Consider the following 14,263-nt stretch of genomic DNA (forward strand, 5'->3'; position numbering starts at 1 on the left):
GCTTTGATCATTGTGATAACAAAAACAAAACCGACTTCCAATTAAGGAAAGTCGGTTTTGTTTAGAGCTTTAGTTCCCCCATGCGAAGGAGCTCTACAACTGCCTGTGATCGCCCCTTGACTCCCAGCTTTTGCATAGCATTTGAAATGTGGTTCCGGACAGTTTTTTCAGATATATACAGTTCCTGGGCAATTTCCTTGGTTGTTTTGTCTTGTACTAACAGTTCGAATACTTCTTTTTCACGTTTAGTCAGTAATTGCTTCGGTTTATACTCGTTGTCCTTCAAATGTTAACCCCTCCTTGCTGTCATAGAGCTGCAGATTGAAGGGAAATTATTTAGTCTATACAGCTTATGTGCTAAAGCGAAAACGGTGAGTATATTAATGAACTTCGGCAATTATTTGATGACTTTTAGTACTTCCTCTTTAAGATAATAGTGATTTTCCATGTTGACATTCATTTTATGCTAAAATAATGTATAATCAGATGAAAATAGCAGGGGGTTACACTTTTGACGGAGACTACACCATCAGATACAATAAAAAAATTAGAGAAGCGCATGCGTTATATATCCGGAATTATCAAACAAAATGGACGAAAAATTTTAAATAATTATCCGATCACATCTCCACAATTTGTTGCATTGCAATGGCTGCTTGAAGAAGGAGATCTGACTATTGGTGAATTATCAAATAAAATCAGTCTTGCGTTTAGCACAACAACTGATTTGGTTGACCGGATGGAAAAAAACGATCTGGTTGAGAGAATACGCAGTACTACGGATCGCCGTGTTGTGCGTATTCATGTTCTGGAAAAAGGAAAAACAATTATCCATGAAGTAATTGAAAAACGTCAAGAATATCTGGAAGAAGTAATGGAAGAATTCTCGGTGGAGCAAAGAGAAACACTGCATGAACTCTTAAACTTCTTACATGAGCAAATGAAAATTGTTAATGAAAATCAACAGCAAAGATGAGGCGATTTTTTGGAAAAAGCAATAGGGGTTATTGACTCAGGTGTTGGTGGCCTAACTGTAGCCCATGAACTGATGCGTCAATTACCGAAAGAAAAAATAATCTATTTAGGGGATACCGCTAGATGTCCCTATGGTCCCAGATCGAAAGCGGAAGTCACGAAATTCACCTGGGAAATGGTAGATTTTTTACAGAAGAAGAACATTAAGATGCTGGTTATCGCTTGCAATACGGCAACAGCTTTTACATTAAATGAACTTAAGGAAAAACTTGATATACCAGTAATTGGTGTTATTCAGCCTGGTGCACGAGCTGCAATAAAATTTACTATAAATAATCATGTAGGAATTATTGGCACAGAGGGAACAATTCGAAGTAGAGCCTATACAAAGGCTTTGAAAAAAATTAAGGCAGAAATAGATGTCAATGCACTGGCATGTCCGTTATTTGTACCAATGGTGGAGCAGGGTATCCTATCTGGAGAACGGGCAAAGGCTGTTGTGGAAGATTCCTTAGAGCCTATGAAGAATAAATTAATAGATACGTTGATTCTTGGCTGTACCCATTACCCGCTATTGAAGGAAACTATCCAAGAGGCTATTGGCAATCATGTAACTGTAATATCGTCAAGTGAAGAAACTGCAAGGGAAACCAGTACGATACTTGAGGTCCATCAAATACAAAATAAAGAGGAAGATATTCCAGTACATGAATTTTATACAACTGGTGAGCTGGAAATTTTTATTGAAATAGCCAAAAGTATTTTTATCGATCCAAAACTGCAAATGGTTACAATTAAAAAAGCAGTAATTTAGTTATATCAGGGTTCTTGAATTAATAAGAACTCCTGATTTTTTTTATTTGTGTTGGTCTATTTTCCTGATGGGCTCGTATATATAGTAGTACAAACCATCGTGGGAGGGAATCACATGCTTAAGCGAGGAATACTTTTGTCAGGTTCATTAACATTAACCATTATACTCACAGGGTGTTTTCAAGGAGAACAATCCATGGAAGAAGAGATGGATCCACCTCAAAATGCAGAAGAAGTGAATAATTTAGAAGAAGTACAGGAAAATGAGGAAACAGAATCAGTCGATGAGGGAGCAAATGAAGAAACAGCAGAGACTGTTCCAAGAGAATTATACCTGATTGATTCTAATGGAATGGTTGCATCGCAGACATTAGAATTACCGAAGCTGGAATCAATGGAAGTGGCAACCCAGGTGCTGGAACATCTAGTGAAGGGTGGCCCCGTAACATCAATGCTGCCAAATGGATTCCGAGCTGTATTGCCTGAAGGCACCCAGATTTTAGGGCTTGACCTGAAGGATAATGGAACTATGATTGTCGATGTGTCAAGTGAGTTCGAGGATTATGAGGCCAATGATGAACTGAAAATACTTGAATCAATGACACATACCCTGACCCAATTTGAAAATGTGAAGAAAATGGAGCTGAGAATTAACGGCCATCCACAAAGTGAAATGCCTGTTAATGGAACTCCGATAGGTGATGGATATTCCCGAGCAAATGGAATAAATGTAACCGAAACAGATACACTGGATTTAATAAAGAGCACCCCTGTGACGATGTACTATCCGGCAGAGCATAATGAAAGCCGCTATTATGTTCCAGTAACACAGTATGTAGAAGGTACCGATGAGGAGCTGTATAGTTCGATTGTACAGGCATTAATCGACGGACCTGGATATAATGCAAATGTTACACATGTATTTAATTCGCAGACAATGCTGACAAATAGTCCGACACTTGATAATGGTGTACTGGAATTGGAGTTTAGTGAAACTATTTTAAAGGATGATGAAAAATCAGTAATTGCTGACGAAGTAATGGAAACGATTGTTAGAACATTGACCGAACAGCAATCAGTAGAAGCAGTTAATGTAAAAGTTGAGAATGTTGATCAGATTGTCAATGAAAATGGAGAAGCTTATACAGAACCGGTAAGTATTCAGACTTTTACTCCAACAGAAAAGCTGTAATCTAAAGGGCGAGGTAACTGCCCTTTTTTGTTTGGGCTTTTTTGCTATGCATGAATCTGTGTTCTTTAAAGTAAAATATGTTAAGCTATTGTTGGAAATAAGGAGGATTTTTATGATGAGAAATGATCAGCGCACTGTAAATAGTTTACGTCCCATAAAGATAACAACCCATTATGTCAACCATCCAGAAGGTTCAGTTTTAATTGAAGTAGGCGATACAAAGGTAATATGTAATGCCAGTATTGAAGATAGAGTTCCTCCATTTATGCGCGGACAAGGGAAAGGATGGATTACCGCAGAATATGCGATGCTTCCCCGTGCTACCGCTCAACGAAATATTAGAGAATCTTCCAAAGGGAAAGTAAGCGGCAGAACAATGGAAATCCAGCGGTTAATCGGCAGGGCACTGCGTTCAGTTGTAGATTTGGATAAAATTGGTGAACGTACAGTTTGGGTAGATTGTGATGTGATTCAGGCAGATGGCGGTACAAGAACAGCATCTATTACAGGAGCATTCATCGCGGTGGTTTTAGCTTTTGGTAAATTATTGGAAGTTCGTTCCATTGCAAAAATGCCTGTAACAGACTTTTTGGCAGCAACTTCAGTTGGAGTACTGCCTGATGGTGAAGAAATTTTGGATTTAAATTATGAGGAAGACTCCCAGGCACATGTAGATATGAATATTGTTATGACAGGCGCAGGGGAGTTTGTAGAAATTCAGGGAACAGGAGAAGAGGCTACATTTACAAATAGCCAGCTGCAGATAATGCTCAATTTGGCAAATGATGGAATACAGCAAATTTTTACGAAACAAAAAGAAGTGCTAGGCGAACTGACGGAACGGTTTGGTGAAACGGTTAAAAAGGAAGGATAACAATGAAGCAAATCATCATTGCAACAAAAAATAAAGGAAAAGCAAAAGAATTTAAAGAGTTTTTTGCGGGGTATGGAATAGAAACAAAATCTTTATTGGATTTTGAAAAGGAAATTCAGGATATTGAGGAAACAGGTTCAACATTTGAAGAAAATGCAGCATTAAAAGCTGAACAAATCCGGGACTTATTATCAGTTCCCGTTTTGGCAGATGATTCCGGATTAATAATTGATGCACTTAATGGAAGACCCGGGATTTTTTCTGCAAGGTATGCAGGTGAACCAAAAAGTGATCAAGCTAATATTAAGAAAGTATTGGCAGAATTAAAGACAGTCCCTGAGAAAGTGCGAACTGCCAGATTTATTTGTGTGCTGGCAATTGCTATACCGGGCGAAGAAACGATATTCCGGACAGGTTATTGTGAAGGAAAAATTGATTTTGAAGTAAAGGGATCTAACGGGTTTGGCTATGACCCGATTTTTACTCCCGAAGGCTATTCAAAAACAATGGCACAGCTCTCTCCAGCTGAGAAAAACAGTATCAGTCACCGGAAACAGGCAATTATTCAATTGGAAGAATGGATGAATAATCAGTGAAATGGGGGTGGCATTATGGCAGCAACAGTATTGGTAGTAAGTGACAGTCATGGACTGACAGAAGAACTTGCTGAAATTAAGGAACGTCATCAATTAACCTACATGATACATTGCGGAGACTCAGAATTGGATCTGGATAGCCCGCAGTTAGATGGATTTTATAAAGTTGGCGGCAACTGTGATTTTGATCCAAGATTTCCTGAGGAACAGGTGCTGCAGGTTGACAATCTCACTTTTCTTGCAGTACATGGTCACTTGCATAATGTGAAATCAAATTTAATGACATTATCGTATCGGGCGGAAGAGGCAGATGCCCAAATTATCTGTTTTGGCCACACCCACATTGCTGGTGCAGAACAGACAGGAAATCAATTGTTTATTAATCCTGGGAGTATACGGTTGCCAAGAAACCGCAAAGAGAAGACGTATGCTATTTTAGAATGGAACGATATTAAAGATGTGAAAGTCACATTTTTTACTGTCGATGGAACTGAATTAGACGAGCTTTCAGTGCGTGCATCTTTTTAAATCTAAAAAGCTTAGCACTCATGTATGAAATACGAACCTAACCGCTATAGTAGTATTCAAAAAACCCTTATAAACTAATTGTTTATAAGGGTTTTATAAGCGTCCCAGGCAGGATTCGAACCTGCGACCCACAGCTTAGAAGGCTGTTGCTCTATCCAGCTGAGCTACTGGGACATAAATATGTATGGAGCGGGTGAAGGGAATCGAACCCTCATCATCAGCTTGGAAGGCTGAGGTTTTACCACTAAACTACACCCGCGTGTTTATGTACTTATTTTTTAACGGACAAGAATTATTATAGGCATTACTTATTTCTTTGTCAATACTTTTAATAAAAAAGAGAGAGAAAGGCCATCATCTAATTTAAATTAAGGTTTAACTTGTCAGTTTACGTTTTGTATGATAGTTTTTCGGGTATGTATATTTATTATCCAGTTTTTCATACTAAAAAGTAAATGGATGAAAGGAGGAAATAAATGGAGCACGAAACAGATAATGTAATACTCTTTCCAAAATGGAGATCTGCTTTGGAAGAGGAGAGCTTGCAGGCGCTTAAAGAAAAACGCTATGATGAAGCATTGGTTAAACTTGATAAATTATTAAGCTATCATATTGATGATCATGAAATCATAACCGGAAAATTGATTTGCCTGATGGAATTAGGGTACTATGAAGAAGCACAGGATATATGCGAGGAGCTAATCCAATCAAAAAATCAAAACTATTATCACTATGTTCATATGTACCTGACGATTCTGTTTCAGACCAATCAATTTGAACAGCTGATGAAACAGGTGGAATATGAAATTGAAAATAATGCAATTCCATTACCGGTTAAAGAGCAGTTCAAGCAGCTTTACGACATGAGTGAAAAAATGAATTATGATTTAATTGCTGAAAAGTCCACGACGTACTTGGATGAGCTGTTTCAGGCCATCAGCAGTCAGCACTTTCAAGAACAATGGCTGATTACCGAAAATCTTCGGAAAATGAACGCTGAACCAAATGAAGAGGTTATTGCTTTGTTAACAAGTGAAGATGTGCATCCTGTAACAAAAACATCAATCTTTCAATGGCTTCAGGACAAAAACTATTCGAAAGCAGTTACTGTACATAAGCTTGATCTGCATGTTAGTGTAAAACCAGATGATATAGCAAAGCTACAATCACAGCCATTTATTAAAGAAACTCTGCTGATGATAAGTGGACAGGAACAAAAAAATCCAACCTTGTATCAATTGCTTGAAGTATTATTATTCCGTTATATCTATGTGCGCTTTCCAATTATGCCGCCAAGTGAAGATGTTAAACAAATAGCAGCAGCTTTATCATACATAGGTGAGACATATTTAAATTTACATACGATCAGTGAAGATGAAATAAACAAAGACTACATAGAAGAGATCAAGTTATGTGAAACTTTATATTTAAGTATAATCGAAGAGTAATTAGAGAAATGCCTCAAATGCTTGAAAGGCATTGCATTTATGTTATAATAAGATGGTTGTAAATTGGGTCATTAAATTGTAATTAATAAACATGGATATTAATTAAAAACAATAGATTAGATTTTGGAGGGTTTTTATATGTCAGCAAAATGGGAAAAGCAAGAGGGTAATGAAGGAGTATTAACAATTGAAGTATCACCAGAGGAATTTGATCGTGCTTTAGACAAAGCTTTTAAAAAAGTATCTAAAGATGTACAGATTCCAGGATTCCGTAAAGGAAAAATCCCTCGTAAAATTTTTGAAAACCGCTTTGGTGTTGAATCATTATATCAGGATGCTGTAGATATTGTACTGCCTGATGCATATGTAAATGCAATTGAAGAAACGGGCATTGAGCCAATTGCACAGCCGGATGTGGATATTGAAAACATTGAACAAGGTGAAACGCTTGTCTTCACCGCAAAAGTTCAGGTTAAGCCGGAAGTTAAGCTTGGAGAGTACAAAGGATTGGAAGTAGAAGAACAATCTGTAGAAGTAACTGATGAAGATGTTGATCATGAAATTGAGCATCAGCGTGAACACCATGCAGAGCTTGTTGTTAAAGAAGAAGGAAAAGTTGAAGAAGGCGACACTGTTGTTATGGATTTTGAAGGATTTATGGATGGTGAAGCATTTGACGGCGGTAAAGGTGAAAATCATTCACTTGAAATCGGTTCAGGTCAATTTATCCCTGGGTTTGAAGAACAGCTAGTTGGTAAAGAATCTGGTGAGGATACTGAAATTGAATTAACATTCCCAGAGGATTATCATGCAGAGGAACTTGCCGGTAAAGAGGCAACATTCAAAGTGAAAATTCATGAAGTGAAATATAAAGAATTGCCGGAACTTGACGATGAATTTGCGAAAGATGTCGATGAAGAAGTAGAAACACTTGATGAATTGAAGAAAAAGAAAAGAGAAGAACTTGAAGAACAAAGAAAGCAAGATGCTGAGAATCAAAAAAATGAGACATTAATTGAAAAAGCTTCTGAAAATGCAGAGGTAGATGTACCTGACGCAATGGTAGATACTGAGCTTGATCAAATGGTGAAAGAATTTGAACAGCGTTTGCAAATGCAGGGAATGACACTTGAAATGTACTCTCAATTCTCAGGTCAGGATGAAAGTGCATTGAAAGAACAGATGAGAGAAGATGCTGCAAAACGCGTTAAAACAAATCTTACACTTGAAGCAATTGTAAATGCTGAAAATCTTGAAGTAACTGAAGAAGATGTAAATGCTGAACTTGAAAAAATGGCATCCATGTATGGAACAGATACAGAACAGCTGAAACAAATGCTTGGTGGAAATACTGACATGCTTACAGGTGATTTGAAAATGAGAAAAGCAATTGATTTCCTGGCAGAAAACAGTAAAACTGTATAATAACTTTTTTGCATGTTTAATTACAATTTAATTAGTTAAATACTAAACAAGGTGCGAAAGTAATTCGTACCTTGTTTCTATTTAGGTATGTGTTCATAAAGGTGCCGAAATAGAAGGTCGAGGCGGCCAAGTTTTAAGGACTGGACAAAGCTTCACCGCTTATAGTTTGGTGACTTTTTGAACATCCTCTTTAGGAAGTAAGGTGCATGTGTTTCTTATTAAATTTTTGATTTAACGACTTAATCGAGTGTTAGAACATATAGTAAAAGTAGTATGATTTGACATTTCCATAAAATTATCCATAATTAATACAAGCACTCAGAAAAGTGCAGGAATTTTTTTCAGTGCATGGAATTAAGAAACCAACTGGAATAAAAAGGTAAAATAGTCATTTGCACACGAAAATAATTTCAAACTGGAGACACAGTATAAATTATTAAAAGGTATATTGTTTTGTTTTTTATTTTTCATCTGATATGATGACTATAAAAGTTGAAACCTAAATGACTTATTAGGATAAGATTTAAACTTTTAGGGGTGAATGAAATGTTTAAGTTTAATGAAGAAAAAGGACAATTAAAATGTTCATTTTGTGGGAAGGGTCAAGATCAAGTTCGTAAGCTAGTAGCCGGACCAGGCGTTTATATATGTGATGAATGTATTGAACTTTGCACAGAAATTGTTGAAGAGGAACTTGGGACAGAAGAAGAAACTGAATTAAAAGAAATACCAAAGCCAATGGAAATATGTGAAACACTGGATGATTATGTAATAGGCCAAGATATTGCCAAAAAGAATTTATCTGTAGCGGTTTACAACCACTATAAACGGATTAACTCGCCAAAGACTACTTCTGATGATGTAGAGCTGGCAAAAAGTAACATAGCAATGATTGGGCCTACAGGAAGCGGTAAAACATTGCTCGCACAAACACTAGCCCGTATTCTAAATGTGCCTTTTGCAATGGCTGATGCGACATCCTTAACAGAGGCTGGATATGTTGGAGAAGATGTAGAGAACATACTTCTGAAATTGATTCAGGCAGCCGATTATGATGTTGAAAAAGCTGAAAAAGGGATTATCTATATTGATGAAATTGATAAGGTTGCCCGCAAATCAGAAAATCCATCCATTACAAGGGATGTTTCCGGTGAGGGTGTTCAGCAGGCTTTATTAAAAATCCTTGAAGGTACGGTAGCCAGCGTGCCTCCACAAGGCGGCCGCAAGCATCCGCATCAGGAATTTATTCAAATCGATACAACCAATATCCTATTTATTGTTGGTGGTGCATTTGACGGGATTGACCAGGTCATCAAACGACGTCTTGGCAAGAAAGTTATCGGTTTTGGTGCCAATGATAAAAAACAAGATCTTGAGATGGGTGAATTGCTTACAAAAGTATTGCCTGAAGATCTCCTTCGCTACGGATTAATTCCAGAGTTTATTGGAAGAATTCCAATTATTGGAAGTCTGACACCGTTAGATGAAGATGCTTTAGTGCAAATCTTAACAAAGCCGAAAAATGCGCTTGTTAAACAATATGAAAAGCTCTTCGAAATGGATGATGTTGAACTTGAATTTGAGGAAGATGCTTTGGTTGAGATAGCTAAAAAGGCAATTGAAAGAAAAACCGGAGCCCGTGGGTTGCGTTCCATTATTGAGAGCATTATGCTTGAAGTAATGTTTGAACTGCCGTCACGTGATGATATTGAAAAATGTATAATCACAAAAGATACGGTAACAGCAGAAAATGGAACTCCTAAGCTGGTCTTCAGTGACGGCACAGTAAAGGAAAGTAATAAAAAGCATCCAAAAGAAAGTGCATAACTGTTTATAAATAGGTATAGCAGAAGGCTGACTGAGCATTTTCACTTCCAGTTTCGGAAGGAGTGCTTTTAGTCAGTCTTTTTTACTTCTTGGATAAGTATAAACTCTGAAGATATAACGAACTATAATAGTATTAACGGGGTTTATAAATTTACAAATGAACAAGTTTTATATACACTTTAAGGATACATAGAATTAACCAAAAAATTACATATTATTTGGAGGTACGTAAAATGACAAAAAATACAATCGAGCTTCCCCTCCTTCCTTTACGCGGATTACTTGTTTTTCCATCAATGGTACTGCATCTTGATGTAGGCAGAGATAAATCAATACAGGCTTTGGAGAAGGCAATGATGGGTGATCAAACTATATTTCTTGCTGCTCAAAAGAAAGTAAGCTTGAATGAGCCTGAGACTAAGGATATATATAAAATAGGAACGATGGCAAAGGTAAAGCAGATGCTTAAGCTTCCAAATGGAACCATACGTGTTCTTGTAGAAGGAATTTACCGTGGTGAAATAATTCGGTTTGTTGAAGAGGATGAAGAGTTTCGTGTAGAAATTGAAAAGCTTGAAGATATTCATGGTGATACGAACGAAGAAGAGGCACTAATGAGATCTTTATTAGGACAATTTGAGCAATACATAAAGGTTTCGCGCAAAATAAGTCCTGAAACGCTTGCAACTGTTTCAGATATAGATGAACCAGGAAGACTCGCAGATATTGTTACATCCCATTTATCTTTGAAAATAAAAGATAAACAGGATTTGCTGGAGCTGCAAAATGTCAAAAAAAGATTGCAGCATCTGATTCGAATTATTTCGAATGAAAAAAAGGTGCTGGATTTGGAGAAAAAAATTGGACAGCGTGTTAAGACCTCCATGGAAAAAACACAGAAGGAATATTATTTACGGGAACAATTAAAAGCAATTCAAAAAGAGCTTGGTGAAAGGGACGGGAAAACTGGAGAAGTTGGCCAGCTTAAAGAAAAAATAGAAGAATCCGATATGCCTGAAAACATAATGGAAGTTGCATTTAAAGAATTGGACAGGTATGAAAAAGTACCTCAGAGCTCTGCGGAAAGTTCTGTAATCAGAAATTATATCGAGTGGCTTTTGGCATTGCCTTGGACGAAAAAAACACAAGATACCATCGAAATAGAAAAAGCTCAAAATATTCTTGATGCAGATCACTATGGCCTTGAAAAAGTGAAGGAACGAATATTGGAGTATTTGGCTGTACAGAAATTGACAGAATCGATAAAAGGGCCTATTCTCTGTCTTGTTGGACCTCCAGGGGTCGGGAAAACATCGCTTGCTAAGTCGATTGCAAGATCAATTGACAGGAATTTTGTCAGGATTTCACTTGGCGGTGTTCGCGATGAAGCTGAAATCAGGGGACATAGAAGAACGTATATTGGTGCAATGCCAGGCAGAATAATACAGGGAATGAAGAAAGCGAAAACAGTTAATCCTGTTTTCCTTATGGATGAAATTGATAAAATGTCCAATGATTTTCGCGGAGATCCTTCTTCTGCGATGCTAGAGGTACTTGACCCGGAACAGAACAGTAATTTCAGTGATCATTTTATTGAAGAAACCTATGATTTATCAAATGTTTTATTTATAGCCACCGCGAACTATGTGAATAATATTCCAGGTCCATTACTGGATCGGATGGAGCTAATTTCAATAGCGGGATACACTGAAGTTGAAAAATTGCACATTGCAAAAGAGCATCTCTTGTCAAAGCAATTAAAAGAAAATGGATTAAAGAAAAGCAATTTGCAAATTCGTGATGAAGCATTATTGAAACTTATTCGCAATTATACACGTGAAGCGGGTGTAAGAAATCTTGAAAGACAGCTGGCTACATTATGCAGAAAAGCAGCCAAAATCATTATATCTGGTGATAAGAAACGAGTAATTGTCACAGAAAAAAACATTGAAGAATTGCTAGGCCGGCCTTTATTCCGTTATGGCCTGATGGAACAGCAGGATCAAGTTGGAACTGCAACAGGACTGGCTTATACAGCTGCAGGCGGCGATATATTATCAATTGAGGTTTCCCATTATCCTGGAAAGGGGAAACTGACATTAACTGGAAAACTTGGAGAGGTAATGCAGGAATCTGCTCAGGCTGCTTTCAGTTATATTCGATCTCGTGCAGATGAATTAAATATCGATCCTGATTTTCATGAAACATATGATATCCATATTCATGTACCTGAAGGAGCGACACCAAAGGATGGTCCTTCAGCAGGAATAACAATGGCAACTGCCCTTGTTTCTGCTTTAACAGGACGAGCTGTTAAGAAAGAAGTTGGCATGACCGGTGAGATCACATTGCGTGGCCGGGTCTTGCCTATTGGAGGCCTGAAGGAAAAATCATTAAGTGCTCACCGTGCTGGGATTACAACCATTATTATTCCTGAGGAGAATGAAAAGGATATTGATGATATTCCGGAGAGTGTCCGTAATGATTTGAACTTTATTAAAGTTAATCATTTGGATCAGGTATTAAAGCATGCACTTGTGGAGGAAAGAAATGAAAGTAAATAACGCAGAAATTGTTATAAGTGCAGTCAGCCAAAAACAATACCCCGGGGACAGGCTTCCAGAGATAGCTTTGGCTGGCCGCTCCAATGTGGGGAAGTCATCGTTTATAAATAAGTTAATCAACCGTAAAAACTTAGCCAGAACATCTTCCAAGCCAGGTAAAACGCAGACATTAAACTTTTATAAAATAAATGAAGCTTTTTATTTTGTGGATGTACCTGGTTACGGCTATGCAAAAGTATCCAAAAAGGAACGTGAAAAATGGGGAGGCATGATGGAAGAGTACTTCCAGACAAGAGAAACGCTTAAAGCTGTAGTATTAATTACAGATGTCCGTCATGAACCTACCAGGGATGATATTCAAATGTATGATTTTTTGAAGCATTTTGATCTGCCCGTTATTATAGTAGCTACAAAGCTTGATAAAGTGCCTAAAAATAAAAGGGCACAGCATCTAAAGCGTACAAAAAACACATTTGAACTGGGGCCGGAAGATTACCTTCTTCCTTTTTCATCAGAAACAGGAGAAGGCAAGGAAGAAGCCTGGGGTCTTTTAAAACAATTTTTATAATAAGTAAAAGCTTTCTGTCCTATAGGACAGAAAGCTTTTTTCTTTGCATAGGAAATTATAAAATTTTTGACCTGTGGATAAATAAACAACCAAATCAGCCACGTCCGGCTCCAGCGCCCAGCGACTAGCGAACTTCCTTCACCTCCGTACGATAAAGAAGACTTGCCGATTGGTGGAACCAGAGGCTTAGTCGCACTTATACCCTTGTGGTGAAAGTCAACATCGGCTCCCTACGGTCACCGTGTTTCCTTTATCTCCTACGGCTCAGTCCAGTCCGTACGTCGCTAAACGGGCGCTTGCGCCTTTGTTCCTAACAGCTGAAAGGTTTTCTTGTATTTGGAAAATTTCAAGGATTCAGGAGTATATTTTAGAAATTTGGGGTATATGTAAGTTAATTAGAGTTATTGTCTTATAGCTTGTTCAAATGTACATATTGATGGTCAAACACATAAATTTACAATTGGATAACATCCCCTATCATTGATATAATTTTTTGTATCAGTTTGATTTCAGTGGGGGTTAAAGTTATTAAGAAAGAAAAAACTGAAGCAAAAGAAGAAGACGTAACTTCAAAATGGAAAGGATGATTACCGGATGAAAAAACTGAATTTTTTTTTATTTGTCGCTTTATTATCATTGTTATTAGCAGCCTGCGGTTCCGGCGAGGAGGCAGAGGGAGATTCAAATTCATCAGATAATGGAGATTCTGAAAATGGCTATAATCTTATAGAAGAAGGTAAACTTACTTTTGCAGCATCTGGTGAGTTTAAGCCATTCAGCTATATGGAAGGCAGTGAAATGGTAGGTTTTGATATTGCTGTTGCTGAAGCGATTGCTGAAAAATTAGGATTGGAACCTGCACAGCAAAAAGCAAAATTCTCTGGTATCGTAACAGGGGTAAATCAGGGGAGATATGATATTGCTGTAGCAAGTCACACAATTACAGAAGAACGACTGGAAAAAGTAGACTTTTCTGAAGCATATTATTATTCCGGACCGGTTATTTATACAAGACCAGACAGTGATATTCATTCAGCAGAGGACTTAAAAGGGAAGGAAGTTTCCGTTGCCAGAGGTACTACATATGTAGAAATGGCCAATGACTATACGGATAACATCCCACAGGTTGACAGTGATGTTGTTGCACTTCAATCATTAGCTAAAGGACACCATGACGCTGTACTTACAGATGATATTACAGGGTTGACTGCTATTGAAAATGGTTTGGAAATTGAAAATCGTGGACAATTAGGTGTCAGTGAACAGGCTGTCGCTGTACAAAAAGGTAATGATGAATTACTGGATGCCATTAACGAAGCTCTTAAAGAAATGAAAGAGAGCGGAGAATTGGCGGAACTGTCCAAAGAATGGATTGGTGTTGACATTACACAGGAGCCTGAAAATATAACAGAATAATCATAGTCTGAATGTGCGCATATTCTGCGCACATTTC

At 37.6% G+C, this 14,263-nt stretch carries 13 protein-coding genes and 2 tRNA genes; 12 read left to right on the top strand and 3 right to left on the bottom strand.

What is annotated here, in order from left to right; translation table 11 throughout:
- Positions 1–61 precede the first annotated feature (61 nt).
- Complete coding sequence (locus CIL03_RS01235; protein WP_094883395.1) at positions 62–286, bottom strand: helix-turn-helix domain-containing protein; 225 nt, start codon at positions 284–286, stop codon at positions 62–64.
- A gap of 273 nt (positions 287–559) precedes the next feature.
- Between CIL03_RS01235 and CIL03_RS01240 the strand changes: the two genes are divergently transcribed.
- The 6 genes from CIL03_RS01240 to CIL03_RS01265 all read left to right on the top strand — a co-directional run bounded on the left by CIL03_RS01240 (position 560) and on the right by CIL03_RS01265 (position 4,978).
- Positions 560–976, top strand: a complete 417-nt coding sequence (locus tag CIL03_RS01240; protein WP_094884411.1) for a MarR family winged helix-turn-helix transcriptional regulator — start codon at positions 560–562, stop codon at positions 974–976.
- A gap of 9 nt (positions 977–985) precedes the next feature.
- Positions 986–1,789, top strand: a complete 804-nt coding sequence (gene racE / locus CIL03_RS01245; protein WP_094883396.1) for a glutamate racemase — start codon at positions 986–988, stop codon at positions 1,787–1,789.
- 114 nt (positions 1,790–1,903) lie between these two features.
- Positions 1,904–2,980 carry a GerMN domain-containing protein gene (locus CIL03_RS01250; protein WP_094883397.1) on the top strand — a complete coding sequence of 359 codons (1,077 nt, stop codon included), beginning with the start codon at positions 1,904–1,906 and terminating at the stop codon, positions 2,978–2,980.
- A 115-nt stretch (positions 2,981–3,095) separates the two neighbouring features.
- Complete coding sequence (rph, locus tag CIL03_RS01255; protein WP_094884413.1) at positions 3,096–3,854, top strand: ribonuclease PH; 759 nt, start codon at positions 3,096–3,098, stop codon at positions 3,852–3,854.
- Between the two features lie 2 nt (positions 3,855–3,856).
- Positions 3,857–4,450 (top strand): XTP/dITP diphosphatase, encoded by a 594-nt coding sequence (locus CIL03_RS01260; protein ID WP_094883398.1) that lies wholly within the window; start codon positions 3,857–3,859, stop codon positions 4,448–4,450.
- A gap of 15 nt (positions 4,451–4,465) precedes the next feature.
- Positions 4,466–4,978, top strand: coding sequence for a metallophosphoesterase (locus tag CIL03_RS01265; protein ID WP_094883399.1), 513 nt, complete (start codon positions 4,466–4,468; stop codon positions 4,976–4,978).
- Positions 4,979–5,078: 100 nt separating this feature from the next.
- Here the strand turns inward: CIL03_RS01265 and CIL03_RS01270 are convergent.
- Both CIL03_RS01270 and CIL03_RS01275 read right to left on the bottom strand, forming a co-directional pair.
- Positions 5,079–5,152 (bottom strand) — tRNA-Arg (locus CIL03_RS01270).
- Positions 5,153–5,163: 11 nt separating this feature from the next.
- Positions 5,164–5,237: transfer RNA gene (locus tag CIL03_RS01275), tRNA-Gly, on the bottom strand.
- Between the two features lie 217 nt (positions 5,238–5,454).
- Between CIL03_RS01275 and CIL03_RS01280 the strand changes: the two genes are divergently transcribed.
- From CIL03_RS01280 to CIL03_RS01305, 6 genes are all read left to right on the top strand, one after another.
- On the top strand, positions 5,455–6,426 hold the full coding sequence (locus tag CIL03_RS01280; RefSeq protein ID WP_094883400.1) for a DUF3196 family protein: 972 nt from the start codon (positions 5,455–5,457) through the stop codon (positions 6,424–6,426).
- Between the two features lie 138 nt (positions 6,427–6,564).
- Positions 6,565–7,851, top strand: coding sequence for a trigger factor (tig, locus tag CIL03_RS01285; RefSeq protein WP_094883401.1), 1,287 nt, complete (start codon positions 6,565–6,567; stop codon positions 7,849–7,851).
- A gap of 546 nt (positions 7,852–8,397) precedes the next feature.
- Positions 8,398–9,678 (top strand): ATP-dependent protease ATP-binding subunit ClpX, encoded by a 1,281-nt coding sequence (gene clpX / locus CIL03_RS01290; protein ID WP_094883402.1) that lies wholly within the window; start codon positions 8,398–8,400, stop codon positions 9,676–9,678.
- Positions 9,679–9,911: 233 nt separating this feature from the next.
- Positions 9,912–12,242 (top strand): endopeptidase La, encoded by a 2,331-nt coding sequence (lon, locus tag CIL03_RS01295; protein WP_094883403.1) that lies wholly within the window; start codon positions 9,912–9,914, stop codon positions 12,240–12,242.
- Positions 12,229–12,810: a ribosome biogenesis GTP-binding protein YihA/YsxC gene (gene yihA / locus CIL03_RS01300; RefSeq protein WP_094883404.1), complete on the top strand. Its 582-nt coding sequence runs from the start codon at positions 12,229–12,231 to the stop codon at positions 12,808–12,810. Before lon ends, yihA begins: the two co-directional genes overlap by 14 nt.
- A 594-nt stretch (positions 12,811–13,404) precedes the next feature.
- Positions 13,405–14,226, top strand: coding sequence for a transporter substrate-binding domain-containing protein (locus tag CIL03_RS01305; RefSeq protein ID WP_094883405.1), 822 nt, complete (start codon positions 13,405–13,407; stop codon positions 14,224–14,226).
- The last annotated feature ends 37 nt before the right edge of the window (positions 14,227–14,263 follow it).

This window comes from Virgibacillus indicus (assembly GCF_002266285.1).
Taxonomy (GTDB): Bacteria; Bacillota; Bacilli; order Bacillales; family Amphibacillaceae; genus Virgibacillus_K; species Virgibacillus_K indicus.

What these genes read in the sequence shown, in the direction of transcription:
- CIL03_RS01240 (WP_094884411.1), top strand. Translation starts at nt 560, where the DNA reads ATGCGTTATATATCCGGAATTATCAAACAAAATGGACGAAAAATTTTA.
- CIL03_RS01250 (WP_094883397.1), top strand. Translation starts at nt 1,904, where the DNA reads ATGCTTAAGCGAGGAATACTTTTGTCAGGTTCATTAACATTAACCATT.
- rph (WP_094884413.1), top strand. Translation starts at nt 3,096, where the DNA reads ATGAGAAATGATCAGCGCACTGTAAATAGTTTACGTCCCATAAAGATA.
- CIL03_RS01260 (WP_094883398.1), top strand. Translation starts at nt 3,857, where the DNA reads ATGAAGCAAATCATCATTGCAACAAAAAATAAAGGAAAAGCAAAAGAA.
- CIL03_RS01265 (WP_094883399.1), top strand. Translation starts at nt 4,466, where the DNA reads ATGGCAGCAACAGTATTGGTAGTAAGTGACAGTCATGGACTGACAGAA.
- CIL03_RS01280 (WP_094883400.1), top strand. Translation starts at nt 5,455, where the DNA reads ATGGAGCACGAAACAGATAATGTAATACTCTTTCCAAAATGGAGATCT.
- tig (WP_094883401.1), top strand. Translation starts at nt 6,565, where the DNA reads ATGTCAGCAAAATGGGAAAAGCAAGAGGGTAATGAAGGAGTATTAACA.
- clpX (WP_094883402.1), top strand. Translation starts at nt 8,398, where the DNA reads ATGTTTAAGTTTAATGAAGAAAAAGGACAATTAAAATGTTCATTTTGT.
- lon (WP_094883403.1), top strand. Translation starts at nt 9,912, where the DNA reads ATGACAAAAAATACAATCGAGCTTCCCCTCCTTCCTTTACGCGGATTA.
- yihA (WP_094883404.1), top strand. Translation starts at nt 12,229, where the DNA reads ATGAAAGTAAATAACGCAGAAATTGTTATAAGTGCAGTCAGCCAAAAA.
- CIL03_RS01305 (WP_094883405.1), top strand. Translation starts at nt 13,405, where the DNA reads ATGAAAAAACTGAATTTTTTTTTATTTGTCGCTTTATTATCATTGTTA.